Here is a 14,835-nt window from a genome sequence, read left to right on the forward strand (position 1 = left end):
CTCCGCTCCTCCTTCTCGCATCCCGAATCCGACCCGAGAGAGAGTCTCCATGCGATCCTTCCCCGCGCTGATGGCAGCGTCCCTGGCCGCGATCCTCGCCCCGGCCGCAACGGCCCAGGAACTCGAGATCCCCGCCTTCGCCCGGGCCGTCCCCGAGGTGAAGTCCGGCGAGCCCCTCCTGAAGTTCAACGGCCGAGACTTGACGGGTTTTTATGTCTACACCAAGACCAACAAATTCGAAGACCCTCAAAAAGTCTTCACGGTCCAGGACGGGGTGCTGCGAATCTCCGGCGAGGATTTCGGGGGGATGTCGACCGGCGGCAACTTCTCCGATTATCACCTGGTCACCGAGTGGCGTTGGGGCGAGAAGACCTGGGACAAGCGGGCCAAGGCCGCGCGCGACTCGGGCATCCTGCTCCACTGCATCGGCCCCGACGGGGCCTGGGGCGGGCAGTGGATGGAGTCGATCGAGTGCCAGCTCATCGAGGGGGGCTGCGGCGACTTCCTCGTGCTCAACCTCCGGGGGACGCCCCGGATGACCAGCGCCACCCGGACCGGGCCGGACAAGCAGCCCTACTTCGATCCGGGTTCGCCCGCCACCGAACGCCTGAAGGGGCGGATCAACTGGTGGGGCCGGGACCCGGCCTGGAAGGACGTGATCGACACCCCCGAGAAGTATGGCGTCGAGAAGCCGCGCGGGCAGTGGAACCGCACCGAGGTCATCTGCGACGGCGACCGGATCGTCGTCCTGATGAACGGCATCCTGGTCAACGAAGGGACCAAGGTCGCCCCCACGGAAGGCAAGATCCAGTTCCAGTCGGAGGGGGCGGAACTCTTCTTCCGCAAGATCGAGGTCCGGCCCCTGATCAAGCCGGACGCCGCCAAGCCCGCCAAGTGAGCCCGCAACCCAGGCCCCTCCGAGACCTCTCCATGCGTCAGACCCTGTTCCTCGCGTTCGCGATGCTCGCGACGCTGCTCCCGTCGGCGGGCCGGGGTCAATCCCCGGTCGCCGAGCCGGCCCCGCTCGACGACGCGCCGAAGTGGTACAAGGGCAACCTCCATACCCACTCGCTCTGGAGCGACGGCAACGATTACCCCGAGATGATCGTCGACTTCTACGCCCGCCGCGACTATCACTTCCTCGCCCTGTCCGACCACAACATCCTGGGCGTCGGGCAGAAGTGGATGGGGGGGAAGCGGGTGAGGCCGGATGGCCTGGACCGCTATCGCAAGCGGTTCGGAGAGAACTGGGTGGAGACCCGGGGCCAGGGCAAGGATCTCGAAGTCCGCCTCAAGCCGCTCGGGGAGTATCGCCCCCTGTTCGAGCGCGCGGGCCGGTTCCTCCTGTTCCAGGGCGAGGAGCTGACCGACACCTTCGACAAGAAGCCGGTCCACATGGGCGTGACCAACGTCCTGGAGGTGATCCCGGCCCAGGGGGGCAAGGACGTTTCGGACGTGATGGCCAACAACCTCGCCGCCGTGGAGGCCCAGAGCAAGAAGTTCGGCCAGCCGATGCTGGCCCATCTCAACCATCCCAACTTCCGCTGGGGAGTGACCGCCGAGGAACTGGCGATGGTCACGCGGGAACACTTCTTCGAGGTCTACAACGGCCACCCCGGCACCAATCAGCTCGGCGACGCCACCCACGCCCCGGTCGAGCGGATGTGGGATATCATGAACACCCTGCGCATCGGCGAGATGAATGCGGCCCCGCTCTATGGCCTGGGGACCGACGACTCGCACAACTATTTCGGCGAGGAAGGATCGACGCCGGGCCGGGGCTGGATCGAGGTCCGGGCCCGTTTCCTAACCCCGGAGTCACTGATCCATGCGATGGAGGCGGGCGACTTCTACGCGTCCAGCGGGGTCAGGCTCAAGGACGTCCGGTACTCGGCCGAATCCCGCACCCTTTCCGTCGCGGTCGAGCCCCAGGGATCGGCCCGCTACACGATCCGGTTCACCGGGACGATGAAGGATTACGACCGCACCCGCGGCCCGGTCCTGGACGCCGAGGGGAAGCCGTTGCCCGTCACCCAGCGCTATTCCGAGTCCGTTGGGAAGATTCTGGCCACCGTCGAAGGGCCGGTCGCCGAGTATCGCCTCACCGGCGACGAACTCTATGTCCGCGCCACGATTTCCTCGGACCAGCCGCCGGAGAATCCGTCCTTCCCGGGGCAGGTGGCCCAGGCCTGGACCCAGCCCGTCGGCTGGGTCGAATGGCTGGCCGCGAACCGACCCCCGGCCGGGGCGCAACCCGAGGCCACTCCCGCCCCGCGTTGACCCAGGCACGAAGCCGGCCGCCCGCGGCTCAATCCCCGCGGGCGGCGTATCGTCCGCCCGACTGGTCGGCGATCCGGCGGAGGCCCTCGCCGGCCAGGCCGCCGCTCAGGTCGATGCAATGGATCGGGATCCGGGCCGGGTTGAGCCCGGCGACGGCCTCGACCGTGCCGTCGGGGAACGCCCCGTCGGAGAGCAGGAAGACGGCGTCGGGCTTCATGGCGACGGCCAGCGAGAGCGACGACCGGGGGTCGGTCTCGCCGTCGGCCTGGACGAGGTTGAGCCAGCCGGAAAGCTGATCCTTCGATGATCGGTCGGCCGGCTTTGGCAGGGAACCCGGCATCGGGATCGCCTGGTCGTTGTAGAAGATCACCTTGAACCGCTGGGGAAACTGGAGCGCCGCGATGCTCCTCCGCAGCTCGCGCTTGGCCCGGTCGAGCCGTCCGGCGTCGTCCATGCTGCCCGAGCAATCGACCACGTAGATGAACAGTTGCCCCTCGGCCTTCACGCCGAAGAACGAGGTCTGCCGCCACGGCGGGACCTGCGTCCAGTCGGGCTCCTTCCCGTACCGATCCTCGGGGGCAACCTTGCCCCGGGACCGGGCGAAGGCCTCGGCCGACATCACGGCCGGGCCATCGTCCTCGATCGCCGCCTTGCCCCGGGCCGGACCGCCTTTCGGCCGCGACTCGGCCGGACGCGAGGTCGGCGGTGGATCGTCGCCCTCGGCCCGGAGGGACGCCCATCCCAGGGGCAGGGTCGCCATGATCCACGCGAAGCGGCGGGCCATCGAATCGGGCATGTCCGGACCTCCGTCGCATCGAACCCGGCGCGGTTTGCCGACCCACGAGCCTATCCCATGGATCGGCAGGAGGCCAGGAAGCGGTCGCGATCAGGGAGTCGTCGGCCCCAGTCGGGCCAGGTCGTCCCAATAGGCAGGATAGGTCTTCCGCACGCAGCCGGGGTCGAGGATCGTCACGCCGGGGGCCTTGAGGCCCGCCAGGGAGAAGGCCATCGCCATCCGGTGATCTTCGTAGGTGGCGATCCGTGCCGGAGAGATCGCCGCCGGGGGGAAGATGATCAGGCCGTCGGGCTTCTCCTCGACGGTGGCGCCCAGCTTCCGCAACTCGGTGGCGACCGCCGCGATCCGGTCGGTCTCCTTGTGCCGGATGTGGGCCACGTTCCGGATCCGGGTGATGCCCGGGGCGAACAGGGCGACCACGGCGAGGGTCATCACCGTGTCGCTGATGGCGTTCATGTCGACATCGATCCCGCGCAGGGGGCCGCCGGTCACGGTCGTGGAGCCCTTCTCCCGGGTCACGGTGCAGCCCATATGCTCCAGGAGGTCGACGAAGGCGAGGTCCCCCTGCAAGGTCGCGGTGCCCAGCCCCTCGACGGTCACGGTGCCGCCGGTGATCGCCGCGGCGGCGAAGAAGTAGCTCGCGGCCGAGGCGTCGGGCTCGATGGCGTAGGTCCGTCCAGTGTAGCGGCCCGGCTCGACGTCGAACCGCTTGAACTTCCGGTTGCCGACGCGGACGCCGAACTCCTGCATCACGGCCAGGGTCATTTCGATGTAGGGCTTCGACACCAGGACGCCGTCGACCTCGACCGAGACCTGCTCGCGGGCATAGGGCAAGGCCATCAGCAGCCCGCTGAGGAACTGGCTGGAAACGTCCCCCTTCACGAACGCATAGCCCCCATCCAGCCCGCTCGCCTTGATGACCACGGGCGGGCAGCCGGTCCCCGCCTCGCTCTTCGCGTCGGCGCCCAGGCCGTTGAGCGCCTGGAGCAGGTCGGCGACCGGCCTCTGCCTCATCCGGGGGGTGCCGTCGAGCCGGAAGGTGCCCGATCCGGTGGCGACCATCGCGGTGAGGAACCGGAGGCTCGTCCCCGAGTTGGCGACGAACAGGTCGGCCTCGTTCTTGGGGATCTTGTTGGAGCAGCCCTGGATGGCGATCCGGGCGGCGGCCGGGTCATGCTCCACGGCGATCCCGAGCTTCTGCAGGGCCTCGATCATGACCCGGGTGTCTTCGCTGTCCAGGGCCCCGGTCAGGGTGCTCGGGCCGTCGGCCAGGGCGGCCACGATCAGGGCGCGGTTGGTCAGGCTCTTGGAGCCGGGGACGCGAACCCGGGCCGGGGCGAATGGGCCGGGCAGGGGGGTGATGGTCAGTTCGGGCGGGTAGTCGGGCATGGAAAGGGCGATCCGATTCGGTGGGGCCGTTGAGAGTTCGAGACGAGCGATCACGCCCCGATCAGCGGGGCGATCCGGAGTCGCAGGGCCTCGGGGTCCAGGCCAACGACGAGGAAACGTTTATCACGGGCGGTCGCCCCGGCGACCAGCACGACTTGCGAGGCGCGGCAGCCGAGGGCCTGGGCCAGCACGTCGGCGATCGCCTCGTTGGCCTTGCCCCGCTCGGGGGCGACCGTCACCCCCACGCGGAGCGCCCCGGCGCGTTCGCCGAGCACGGCCGACTTGCGGGCGTTGGGCTGGGCCCGCACCGGCACGATCGTCCCTTCGGCATGGCGTGCCAGGTCAATCACCGGCCACCCCTTCGAACAGGGCCGATCCCACGCGGACCATCGACGCGCCTTCCTCGATCGCGGCCTCGAAGTCGCCGGACATCCCCATCGATAGGTCGGGCAGGGGGAGCCCGGTGGCCTCGCGGAGGCGGTCGCGGGCCTCGCGGAGGCGGACGAACGCGGGGCGGGCCTCCTCATTGGTCGTGCCGTAACCGGCCATGGTCATGAGGCCTGCGATCCGGACATTGCGGACCGAGGCGATCGCCTCGGCGTCGCCGAGCAGGGCGTCCGGCCCCCATCCGTGCTTGGACGCCTCGCCCGAGGCGTTGACCTGGAGGCAGACCGCCGGGGGGTCGGCCAGTTCGGCCGCCAGGCCGTCGATGGTGCGGAGGAGCTTGAGCGAGTCGACCCCGTGGACCACCCGGACCAGGGGGAGAGTCTTGCGGGCCTTGTTCCCCTGGAGGTGCCCGATCAGATGCCATCGGAGGTCCAGGTCGGCGAGCCCATCGACCTTCTCCCAGAGCTCCTGGGGATAGTTCTCGCCGAGCACGTCGACCCCGAGCCCGGCCAGGGCGCGGATCATCTCCGCTGGGTTCTTCTTGGTGACGGCCACCAGGGTCGTGGAGGAGGTGTCGCGGCCCGCCCGTCGCGAGGCGTCGGCCATCCTCGAACGCACCGATTCCAGATTTGCTCGCAGGCGATCGAGATTCATGGAAACCTGAGGCAGGAACTCGAAGGGCCGATGACGTCGGCCTCCGGTCAGTCTATCCTATGGAGGCACCTGGACGCATCGCTTGCCCCCGGAGACCGGAGGCGTGACACCGAGGATTGTCGCCACGATGAATCGTAAGCTCAAGGCTATCCTGATCTTTCTCGGTCTTGCTTCGGCCGCCCTGATTATCGCCCAGCTCGTCATGGGGCTGATGATCGTCCGGGCGGGCAGGGGAGGGGGAGACCCCACGGCTCTGGCCCGGATGATCAAGATGCACCAGCATTCCGGCTACCTCGCGGTCACCGTCTCGGTGATCTACATCACCCTGTCGATGACGGCCATCGCCCGGATCTCGTCCCGCTCCGAGCCGATCAATCGAGTTTGAGGATCGGCCGGACATCCCCCGAGCGGGTGAACACGCCGATCAGGAACCGGGCGCGTGTCTGATGCCCCAGGACGGCCCGGGGGGCGGCGGGGGCCAGGCTGCGGTAGATCAAGAGCTGCTCGTCGGCGGGCCCCCAGGCCACCCGGTAGCCGACCGCGACGTGGGGCGGGCAGATCCTCGACTTCTCGGTCACGGTCAACGCCCGCCAGCTCGTCGGGGCCTTACCCCAGGAGACCAGGAGCGGGAGCCACGCCCTCCGCCCCGACGACCCGGGATGGAGGACCATCTCGCGCCCTTCGGCGGCGAACACGCTCGGCCCGGGTGCCAGTTGGACCTGCGTCAGGCCGATCGGGATGGCCCGGGCCTGGGGGCGACCACGTCCGGGCGAGAGGGCCAGCATCCGCGATCCCGCCACGGGCAACGCCTCGATCCCATCGGGGAGGCCGAGGCGCATCGTCGAAGGCCGATGGGCAAATTCGCCGTGACGCTGTTCGGCCAGCAGGGCCAGCCCGCGCCCCCGGAGCAGGACGGCGGTGCGCGTCACGCGGCCGATGTCCGTCTTGTACGACCACTCGGCACAGTCGGCGAACGCACCCGACGTCCAGGAGGTCAGCCTCGGCTTCCCGAAACGGGCGGGCGGTGAGTCGGATCGCCACGACGGCCCGACCCAGGTCCGGCCCCGGCTCGAAATCTCCACCAACGCGCCGTCTCCTCGGCGGCGCTGATCGATGGCCACCAGGTCGCCGTATGGGGTCCAGTCGGGGCGGAGCACCGCCAATGGCCGGTCAGCGATCGCGGACGCGGGCAGGGGGGGCGGCGTTGGTACCCGATCGCCGGCCGGCCGTGGGTGCCACCAATCCATCACCGTCGCCACCCCCGGATCGGCGAGTCGATCGGCGAAGGATCGGAGCTGGGCGAGGCGGGCGGCCGACCGTCCCCTCGGGCCGAAGACCAGCGAGCCATCCGGGCGGGTCATCCTCAGGGTGGCGAGAAGTCGGGACAGATCGAACGGCCCAGGCCGATCCACCCATCGGGCCACCGGCACGAGCCCCGGGTCCCACTCGCGGGGCTCCGGCGAATTGGGGTCGAAACCCGGACCATCGAGCGGTCCGCCCGGTTCGGGAGGCGTCGTATCCTGCATATCTTCCATATTTCGAGCACGCATGAATGCTGAGGATTGAATCTCGGACCGGGCGATGATCGAAAATCTACCCGATCCGACGCCCGGAGGAATGGTTGCCGAAAAATCGTGCAGCTTCGCCGTGAGACCGGTCAAGAATCCTCATGCGTCCGGCGACCCCGGAATCGGCGGCTTCGATCCTCAGAAAAATTCTCGAAAAATCACCAAGGCGGTAAGTCCGGGAGTGATCGCGATTTGGATGCTGCGGACTCGGTGTCCGGCGGACGATATCGGGGGCTGCCCGGACTCGTGCCGCCGTCTGGCATTGCCTTAGCATTATGTCCCCAACATGGAAACGAGACGAACAATGCCAGCCACAAATGCTTTAAGAATCTAATCTTACGTTTGGACTCCCGATCACGCAAGCCACCCCCACGGCGACGGATTCCTCGGAATCTTACCGCCAGAGGGCGAGCGGGTTGCCTCGCACGACCCCCCCGCTCGCCCTTTCTCACAAGCGTCTGGAGCCGCCCTGCGGTCGACGCCTGAAGCGAGCCGGTCGGTCGGTATGATTCGATTCGCCATGGGAGAGGTGGCGATGCGATGAAATGCCGACCGACCGGCTTTCTTACAGATCAATACAAGCGATCATGTTCACCCCGACCCGAAGGCATAACGCCAGATGGGTCGGGGTGTTGGCGCTGGTCGTGATCGTGGGGGGATTTGGACCCCTCCTTGACGAATCTTCTCAATAGATGAGTTCATTCGGTCGATCACTTGACCACCGGCGTCGGCCGGGATTCAGGAGACGAGCGCCGGGACCGAGTGCCGCCTGGGAGATTGCCATGATGGCGAAGGCGGTGGTCCCGGGATGTCAGGATCTACCGGGGGTGTTCAGGATGAACGTTTCGAGACATCGTTTGACCGTCACGCTGGCCCTTGGGCTGGCCGCGGCATGGTGCGGCCTCGCATCGGCCCAGCAGGTCGTGGGCAGCTACCCGGGTCAGGCCGCGGTCGCCTATGACCCGGGATTCCGCCCGGTGCAGGCGCCGGCCGGCGACATCACGGCCACGCCGAGGCCCACGGCCGAGCCGGACGCGGCCAGTTCCACCCCGCCGACCCCCGAGGGCTCGACCCCCGAGGCGACCAGCCCGTCGGCGACCGGGAACCCTCCGACCAACGAGACCGACCTCGGTATCCCTCGCGCTGAGAAGGATGGCGAGCCGACCGAGGCGACGGCGGAGGCCGAGGCCTCGGAAGCCCCGGCCACCGACGAGACCAAACTCCTGGAGAAGTTCCTCGGCAGGGAGGACGCCAAGGTCAAGATCTACGGCTGGATCCAGAACAGCTTCACGGGCAACGCCAACGGCCGGCCCAAGAACGGGCTGAACTTCGGCGTCAACCCGAACAACCTGGCCAACCAGTGGATGGGCAATCAGTATTACCTGATCTTCGAAAAGCCGCTGGAGCAGAACGACGAGATCAACTTCGGCTTCCGGTTCGACAACCTGTTCGGCAACGATGCCCAGTTCAACCACGCGCACGGCATCTTCGACCGGGCGTTCAAGCCCAACTACTTCTCGCAGTACGACCCCGCCCAGTATTACCTGGAAGTCCACCTCCCCTGGTTCACCGAAGGGGGCCTGGACATCCGGGGCGGCCGGTTCTACACGATCGCCGGCTACGAGGTCGTCCCGGCGACGGGCCGCCCGCTCCTGTCGGTGCCCTACATGTTCAACTACGGGCAGCCGTTCACCCACTCCGGCATGCTGTCCACCCTGCACGTCACGAAGAACCTCAACGTCTACAACGGCGTGATCAACGGCTGGGATCGCCAGTTCGACCAGCGGCTGACCTGGGGTTACATCGGCGGGTTCTCCTGGACCGCCGAGAATGGCAAGACCACGCTGGCCACCACGTTCATCTCCGGGCCGAACCAGTTCCCGCTGTTCCTGCCCGCCGGCCAGAATCCGCTCTACCCCACCGGCGTCATCCCCCCGCCCCCCGCGTTCGCCGGCAAGCGGAACCCGGGCTACAACAGCAATGAGCGGTTCCTGTTCACGACCGTCCTCACCCACAAGTGGACGGACAAGCTCACCCAGGTGATGGAAGTCGACAACGGTTGGGAAACCAACGTCCCGTTCGCCCTCGGCAACACCAATGGGTTCAATCGCCAGAACGCCCAGTGGTACGGCTTCGGCAACTGGTTCCTGTACCAGTTCAGCGAGAAGCTGACCGGCGTATGGCGTTCGGAGATCTTCCGCGACAACAACGGCGTCCGCACCGGGTATGCGGGCAATTTCTCCGAGTTCACGCTGGGCCTGATCTACAAGCCCAAGCCGTACATCTGGGTCCGCCCCGAAGCCCGGTATGACTTCGCCAACGAGGCCATCCCCTACAACGACGGGACCCGGACCAGCCAGCTCACCTTGGGTTTCGACATCATCCTGCTGTTCTGAGGCATTCCCCGCCCACTCGACGACACCCCCGGACGCCCGCATCCTCTCTCCCAGGATGCGGGCGTTGGTGTTTACGGGCGGCCTCGCCTAGCACTTGACGCGTCGACCCGGCTAAACTCCCCGATGATTCATGAGGACTGTGCGACGATTGACCGGGAATCCATCGATCATGAGCCGACCACTCGTCGCCTTGCGTGCCCTCGCGCTGATGCTCATCCTGTCGGGTTGGGGGGCCGTCCCCGCCTCGCCGGGCCAGGAAGCCTCCCCGACCGCCCCGGGGCGGAGCATCGCGACCGCCGAGTCGAGGCCGGGGGCGATGCCCGCCGCGAATCAGCTCGACGCGATCAAGGCCACGCTCGGCATGGTCCGGACGCTGATCGTCGGGTTCCTGGCCCTCGCGATCCAGGCCGGTTTCATCCTCGTCGCCGTGGGACTGACGCGTGCCAAGAATGCTTCGCACACCTCGGGCCAGATTCTCCTGGGATTTGCGATCGGCGTGATCGGCTTCTGGGCGTGCGGATTCGCCCTGATGTTCGGCGGCGCGGGGCACATCGTCGCCTCCGTCGGCGATGACGTCCTGGGCCGGATGGCCTCGATCCACCTCGGGGAGAGGGAGATCGGCCTGTTCGGTTACGAGGGCTTCTTCCTCTCGCAGAATCCGGGCACGGGGTCGGCCCTCTGGCTTTTCCTGCTCCAGCTCGGCTTCCTGGGCACGGCGGCCATCATCCCGACCGGCTCGCTGGCGGAGCGCTGGCGGATGAAGGCATCCTGCCTGTTCGGCCTCGCGATCTCGATGCTGATCTACCCCATCTTCGGCTGCTGGGCCTGGGGCGGCGGCTGGCTGGCCGGGCTCGGGACCAACTTCGGTATTGGCAATGGCTTCGTCGATTTCGCGGGGTCGGGCGTGGTCCACCTGACGGGCGGGGTCGCGGCCCTGGTCGGCTCGTCGGTCGTGGGCCCGCGCATCGGCAAATATCGCCGGGACGGCATGCCCAACCCGATCCCCGGGCACAACATCCCGCTGGTCATCGTGGGCAGCCTGCTGCTGGCCTCGGCCTGGATCGCGATGGGGGCCAACGGCGGTCGGCCAACCGCCGACATGGAACTCGGGCCGATGGCCGTCCGGGCGCTCCTCGCCGCGGTCTCCGGCTGCCTGGGATCCTGCCTCTATGCCTGGCTCTTCTTCGGGAGGCCCGATCCGACGCTGTGCTGCAACGGGCTGCTGGCCGGCGTCGTCGCCATCTCCGCCCCCTGCGCGTTCGTCAGCCCCATCGGCGCCACCGTGATCGGAGGCCTGGCCGGCCTGCTGGCGATCGGCGGCATCCTGGCGGTGGAACGGATCCTCAGGGTGGATGATCCGGTGGGGGCGGTGAGCGTCCATGCCGCATGCGGGGCCTTCGGCTGCCTGTGCGTCGGGCTGTTCGCGACCGGCGAATATGGCAAGGGCTGGAATGGGGTCGCGGACGTCACTCCGATGGGCATCCTCTACGGCGGGGGCCTCGGACAGCTGGCCGCGCAGGCCATCGGAATCCTGGCCAACCTTCTCTGGGTCGCTCCCACGTCGTATGCGGCCTTCCGGGCGATCGACGCGTTGGTCGGGAACCGAGTCTCGGCCCGGGTCGAGGTCGAGGGGCTCGACATCCCCGAGACCGGCGTGCTCGGCTACGTCGTCGAGGAGACCCACGTCGTCGCGACGGCCGGCCAGGTCTACCTGGCCAGCCACGGTCCGGGAGTCCCGGAACGGACCTCGCTCGGCCCGCCCTCCAGGCGCTGAGCGAGCGGACCGGCCGCCGATCAGGCCCGACGCAAGGTTCCCGATATCACCCCGTAGGGCTCGTCGGTCGCGACGAAGATCTCGTCGCGGCCGTCCAGGCCGAACCGGGATACGTCGAACGGGATCCGGTGCTTGTTGGGCAGGGTAATGCGAATCTCCTCGATCGGGTCGATGGCGTCCAGGACGGACTCCCCCAGCGCGTGGAGGGTCTGCTGGATCGAGCGGCTCTCGTGGGTGGCAAAGGCCCGCACCATCATGTCGCGGGCCAATCGGTGCAGGCCGTCATAGTCGAGCGCGGTCGATCGGGCGGAGTAGGTCCATTCGGCCCGGACCTCGGTGGCCAGGATCCGCTCATCGGGTTCCGGCAGAACCGCGAACCCATCCCGCGAGAATCCGGTGGAGGCGGAACCTTCCGTCTTCAGGAGCATCAGCCCCTCGATGCCCGACGCCACGCGCCGTTCCTGGTCCCGGGACTGCGAGACGACGGCCGTCCGGACCTCGCGGCCGCCGCCGACGAAGGCATGCGGATGGTTCTGCCCGTCCACGGCGATCCGCCTCCAGGGCTCCTCGGAGATCCGGACCTCGGCGAGTCCGACGTCGGAGTATTCCCCCAGGAGATGCCCGAGAAGGATCGCGCCGAACTCCTCGATCGAGCCGAGTTGCCGCCCCACCGCCAGGGCGTACACCAGATTCTTCATGGTGTCCGTCGCGATGACCTGGGCATTGTCCCCCTCGGTGAACGAAGCTTCGAAGTTGCCTTCGAGGCGGAGATCCACGACGACATCGCGGATCTCGTGGCGATCGGGGCCCCGTTCCAGCTTGGTGAGTCGGACCCGGGATGTTCCGTAGGCGTTGTGGGTGAGGGCGACGGGCATCCTGAGATCATCCTCCGAGCTTGGGCGGCTTTCCGATCGGCCGGCCCGATGATAACCGGAGACGCCCCGACTCGGGAGTTGCCCTCGTCGGTTTTGATCCGGAAAGGGCGGGAATCGGCTCCCGGGCGGGTCTCCGGGATCGCGCCAAGCTCCGTCGATCTGACCGGTGCCACGATTTATCAGCACGGCGAATCGGTGCGGGCCGCTGTTCCAACGAGGCCACGAAGGCCGAACTGCCCGCGTCTCCCCCGAGATTTCGGGCCCCGACGCAGTCCCCATCGGACCGCCATCCCACCTGGCGGTCCGGTCATACCCGGAAAATCCCGTTCGATCCCGCAAAAGCCTGGATGGCCGCGGGACGCGACACCCCTTGGTGCCCCACGGCTTCCGTTGATCTCGTCGCGAGAGGGCGAAATTTCGGGGCCACTTAAGGAGAATTTTATCGATCCGGGATTGGTCTCCGATCGTAGAATGATGAAGATGTCGTGAAGACGATCCCCCGGTTGGGGATGGAGGTTCTATTCGATCGCGACGCCTGTCAAACCACGATGAAGGAGGATCAAATGATGCTGTCGAGGGCCCATTGCCGCGAGCTTGTGACCGAGGCCTTTCTGATCTCCTTCAGCGGCGGGTTTCTCGCCTGGTATGTCTGGGCGAAAATCGCGACTTATCCCTGGATCACCTGAGCTTCCCTCCGACGAGGTGCGACGCCTCGACCTGACACGCGTCCTCCCATCACGAGCCTCCGATGGCATCGAGCCCAACCCGGGCCGATCGATCGGGGGCTCTTCTCATACGCAGTCTTCCCGATGATTCATCCAGACCGGACGGCCGAATCCGTCGATCCCTGTTTCCCTTTTTCCTCGCGACTTGAATGTTTTTGGGAAGAAAAGTAAGACCACCTGTACGAATTATCAGGGACCGCTCGTGGTTTGAATCACCTCAAGAATTACCTAAAACCTTTGGTGCAAACGGGACCGGAAACATTAGCCCTGCAAATCCAGCGAGTGGCACGGGCCGTGCATTACTCTCATGGTGTTCGCGGCAAATCAGTCAGGACGTCGCACTCGACGGATCGACTCGAAGGCGGCGACAAATACAGAAGAACCTCGGAAGTTCGACACGGAGGATTCGCCATGCTGGTCCTGAGCCGCAAAGTGAACGAGAAGGTCATGATCGGGAACGACATCGTCATCACCATCGTGAAGGTCGATCGCAATCAGGTGCGAATCGGCATCGAAGCCCCGGGCCACGTCCCCGTTTATCGCGAAGAAATCCTCCCGGCCAACTGGTTCGAAAACACCGAAGTCGACACCCGCGAAGAGGTGAGCGTCGGCGTCTGAGATGAGATGGAAGGGGTTTTCTCGACCAAGTTCCCCGTCGCGGCTCGACATCCGACCTGGGTCGGTTTAACTTGAGTCCCAGGGTAGAGGACGCGGATCGAGGAAATTTCGACGCCCGTGAGGCGTCCCCGACCGGAGCCAAACAGATGATGCAACGTCGCGACTTTCTCCAAGCCGGCGCCATCGCCGCAACGGCCTCAACGACCATGGGCCTCGTGTCGCCAGGTTTCGGCGACGAACCGAATGCGTCGAAGCCGACGCTCCCGACCCGCAAGCTGGGCAAGACCGGCGTCGACGTGACGATCCTCACCCAGGGGACGTGGAAAGCACCGGGGCTCGACCGGCTGCTCCGCTACTCCTATGCGAACGGCGTCCGCTATTACGACGCGGCCAAGTCCTACGGCTCGGAACCCGGCATCGCCAAGTGGTTCCAGGCCATGCCCGAGGTCCGCAAGGAAATCTTTCTCGTCACCAAGGATTCGCCCCGCACCCCCTCCGAAATGATCGGGATGCTCGACAAGCGCCTGGAGGCGCTGGGCACCGATCACATCGACCTGTTCTTCGTCCATGCCCTCGGTGACCACCATACCACCGACGAGGCGATCGAGTGGGCCAAGGGCAAGGAGTTCAAGCAGGCGGCCGACGCCATCCGCAAGTCGGGCAAGGCGAAGTTCGTCGGCTTCTCGACCCATCATAAGGATCGCGACAAGATCATCCAGGCGGCCGCCGACGGCGGATTCGTCGACGCGATCATGATGCAGCACACCGCCTGGCTGCCCAAGGATACGGCGCTGAACAAGGCCCTCGACGCCTGCTACGAGAAGGGGATCGGACTGATCTCCATGAAGCAGATCGCCGGCCCCAATCCCGCCGACTTCCTGGCCGAGGTCCCCAAGCACGTGCCCGACCTCAAGGAACGCGGCCTGACCCCGTTCCAGGGGATGCTCCACGCCATCTGGACCGACGAGCGGATCGCGACCTGCTGCGTGTCGTGCCGGACCGTCGAGCAGATCCGCGAGAACGCCGAGGCGGCCCGGAAGTTCGTGCCGCTCAAGCAGGCGGAGCTGGATGGCCTTCGTAACGCCTTCCTCGCATCGCGGCCCAGCCTCTGCGCCGACTGCAACGGACAGTGCGGCCAGGCGGGCGGGACCGATGCTTCGCTGGGCGACCTGACGCGCTACCTGACCTATCACGATCGGCATGGCTTCCGCACCGAGGCCCGCCGCCTCTTCGCCGAGATGCCCGAGGCCCTCCGCGACTGGCGAGGTGCCGATCTGGAGGCAGCCCGCGCCGCGTGCCCGAATCACCTCGACTTCGCGGCCCTGCTCGCCGAGGTCGATCGTCACCTCGCGTGACGCAGGCAGGCACTCATT

Annotated in this window: 14 protein-coding genes; 8 read left to right on the forward strand and 6 right to left on the reverse strand. The window is 66.9% G+C overall.

Features of this window, described 5'->3' with window-relative positions; translation table 11 throughout:
- Window positions 1-49 precede the first annotated feature (49 nt).
- Together TA3x_RS15405 and TA3x_RS15410 are read left to right on the forward strand one after the other, a co-directional pair.
- Window positions 50-898 carry a 3-keto-disaccharide hydrolase gene (locus TA3x_RS15405; protein WP_435015540.1) on the forward strand — a complete coding sequence of 283 codons (849 nt, stop codon included), beginning with the start codon at window positions 50-52 and terminating at the stop codon, window positions 896-898.
- A 32-nt stretch (window positions 899-930) separates the two neighbouring features.
- Complete coding sequence (locus TA3x_RS15410) at window positions 931-2,280, forward strand: PHP domain-containing protein (protein WP_435015541.1); 1,350 nt, start codon at window positions 931-933, stop codon at window positions 2,278-2,280.
- 28 nt (window positions 2,281-2,308) lie between these two features.
- On the opposite strand, the gene TA3x_RS15415 is transcribed toward TA3x_RS15410, so the two are convergent.
- The 4 genes from TA3x_RS15415 to TA3x_RS15430 form a co-directional block, all read right to left on the reverse strand.
- Complete coding sequence (locus TA3x_RS15415; protein WP_435015542.1) at window positions 2,309-3,076, reverse strand: vWA domain-containing protein; 768 nt, start codon at window positions 3,074-3,076, stop codon at window positions 2,309-2,311.
- A 90-nt stretch (window positions 3,077-3,166) separates the two neighbouring features.
- The gene (aroA, locus tag TA3x_RS15420) at window positions 3,167-4,465 is read right to left on the reverse strand and encodes a 3-phosphoshikimate 1-carboxyvinyltransferase (protein ID WP_435015543.1); all 1,299 of its coding nucleotides are present in this window, start codon (window positions 4,463-4,465) and stop codon (window positions 3,167-3,169) included.
- Window positions 4,466-4,515: 50 nt separating this feature from the next.
- Complete coding sequence (locus TA3x_RS15425) at window positions 4,516-4,815, reverse strand: DUF167 domain-containing protein (protein ID WP_435015544.1); 300 nt, start codon at window positions 4,813-4,815, stop codon at window positions 4,516-4,518.
- The gene (locus TA3x_RS15430; protein ID WP_435015545.1) at window positions 4,808-5,506 is read right to left on the reverse strand and encodes a YggS family pyridoxal phosphate-dependent enzyme; all 699 of its coding nucleotides are present in this window, start codon (window positions 5,504-5,506) and stop codon (window positions 4,808-4,810) included. The genes TA3x_RS15425 and TA3x_RS15430 overlap by 8 nt, the downstream gene beginning before the upstream one ends.
- Window positions 5,507-5,633: 127 nt before the next feature.
- On the opposite strand from TA3x_RS15430, the gene TA3x_RS15435 reads away from it, so the two are divergent.
- On the forward strand, window positions 5,634-5,891 hold the full coding sequence (locus TA3x_RS15435) for a hypothetical protein (protein ID WP_435015546.1): 258 nt from the start codon (window positions 5,634-5,636) through the stop codon (window positions 5,889-5,891).
- Here TA3x_RS15435 and TA3x_RS15440 read toward each other — a convergent pair.
- Window positions 5,878-6,591, reverse strand: a complete 714-nt coding sequence (locus TA3x_RS15440; protein ID WP_435015547.1) for a hypothetical protein — start codon at window positions 6,589-6,591, stop codon at window positions 5,878-5,880. The two genes, TA3x_RS15435 and TA3x_RS15440, sit on opposite strands and share 14 nt — an antisense overlap.
- A gap of 1,319 nt (window positions 6,592-7,910) precedes the next feature.
- Between TA3x_RS15440 and TA3x_RS15445 the strand changes: the two genes are divergently transcribed.
- Window positions 7,911-9,470 carry an outer membrane beta-barrel protein gene (locus TA3x_RS15445; protein ID WP_435015548.1) on the forward strand — a complete coding sequence of 520 codons (1,560 nt, stop codon included), beginning with the start codon at window positions 7,911-7,913 and terminating at the stop codon, window positions 9,468-9,470.
- Between the two features lie 169 nt (window positions 9,471-9,639).
- Complete coding sequence (locus TA3x_RS15450) at window positions 9,640-11,244, forward strand: ammonium transporter (RefSeq protein ID WP_435015549.1); 1,605 nt, start codon at window positions 9,640-9,642, stop codon at window positions 11,242-11,244.
- A gap of 20 nt (window positions 11,245-11,264) precedes the next feature.
- Here the strand turns inward: TA3x_RS15450 and pucL are convergent, their stop codons facing one another.
- Entirely contained in the window at window positions 11,265-12,119 is an 855-nt protein-coding gene (pucL, locus tag TA3x_RS15455) for a factor-independent urate hydroxylase (RefSeq protein ID WP_435015550.1), read from the reverse strand.
- Window positions 12,120-12,604: 485 nt separating this feature from the next.
- On the opposite strand from pucL, the gene TA3x_RS15460 reads away from it, so the two are divergent.
- The 3 genes from TA3x_RS15460 (at window position 12,605) to TA3x_RS15470 (ending at window position 14,817) form a co-directional block, all read left to right on the forward strand.
- A complete protein-coding gene (locus TA3x_RS15460; RefSeq protein WP_435015551.1) occupies window positions 12,605-12,805 on the forward strand; it encodes a hypothetical protein in 201 nt (66 codons plus the stop codon).
- 450 nt (window positions 12,806-13,255) lie between these two features.
- Entirely contained in the window at window positions 13,256-13,462 is a 207-nt protein-coding gene (csrA, locus tag TA3x_RS15465; protein ID WP_435015552.1) for a carbon storage regulator CsrA, read from the forward strand.
- A gap of 206 nt (window positions 13,463-13,668) precedes the next feature.
- Window positions 13,669-14,817, forward strand: coding sequence for an aldo/keto reductase (locus tag TA3x_RS15470; protein WP_435022374.1), 1,149 nt, complete (start codon window positions 13,669-13,671; stop codon window positions 14,815-14,817).
- The last annotated feature ends 18 nt before the right edge of the window (window positions 14,818-14,835 follow it).

This window comes from Tundrisphaera macrotermitis (genome assembly GCF_051175315.1).
In the GTDB taxonomy this organism is placed as follows: Bacteria; Planctomycetota; Planctomycetia; order Isosphaerales; family Isosphaeraceae; genus Tundrisphaera.

Bases quoted from the DNA above. Each gene is read 5' to 3' on its own strand.
- TA3x_RS15405 (WP_435015540.1), top strand. From the start codon at position 50: ATGCGATCCTTCCCCGCGCTGATGGCAGCGTCCCTGGCCGCGATCCTC.
- TA3x_RS15410 (WP_435015541.1), top strand. From the start codon at position 931: ATGCGTCAGACCCTGTTCCTCGCGTTCGCGATGCTCGCGACGCTGCTC.
- TA3x_RS15415 (WP_435015542.1), bottom strand. From the start codon at position 3,076: ATGCCCGATTCGATGGCCCGCCGCTTCGCGTGGATCATGGCGACCCTG.
- aroA (WP_435015543.1), bottom strand. From the start codon at position 4,465: ATGCCCGACTACCCGCCCGAACTGACCATCACCCCCCTGCCCGGCCCA.
- TA3x_RS15430 (WP_435015545.1), bottom strand. From the start codon at position 5,506: ATGAATCTCGATCGCCTGCGAGCAAATCTGGAATCGGTGCGTTCGAGG.
- TA3x_RS15435 (WP_435015546.1), top strand. From the start codon at position 5,634: ATGAATCGTAAGCTCAAGGCTATCCTGATCTTTCTCGGTCTTGCTTCG.
- TA3x_RS15445 (WP_435015548.1), top strand. From the start codon at position 7,911: ATGAACGTTTCGAGACATCGTTTGACCGTCACGCTGGCCCTTGGGCTG.
- TA3x_RS15450 (WP_435015549.1), top strand. From the start codon at position 9,640: ATGAGCCGACCACTCGTCGCCTTGCGTGCCCTCGCGCTGATGCTCATC.
- pucL (WP_435015550.1), bottom strand. From the start codon at position 12,119: ATGCCCGTCGCCCTCACCCACAACGCCTACGGAACATCCCGGGTCCGA.
- csrA (WP_435015552.1), top strand. From the start codon at position 13,256: ATGCTGGTCCTGAGCCGCAAAGTGAACGAGAAGGTCATGATCGGGAAC.
- TA3x_RS15470 (WP_435022374.1), top strand. From the start codon at position 13,669: ATGGGCCTCGTGTCGCCAGGTTTCGGCGACGAACCGAATGCGTCGAAG.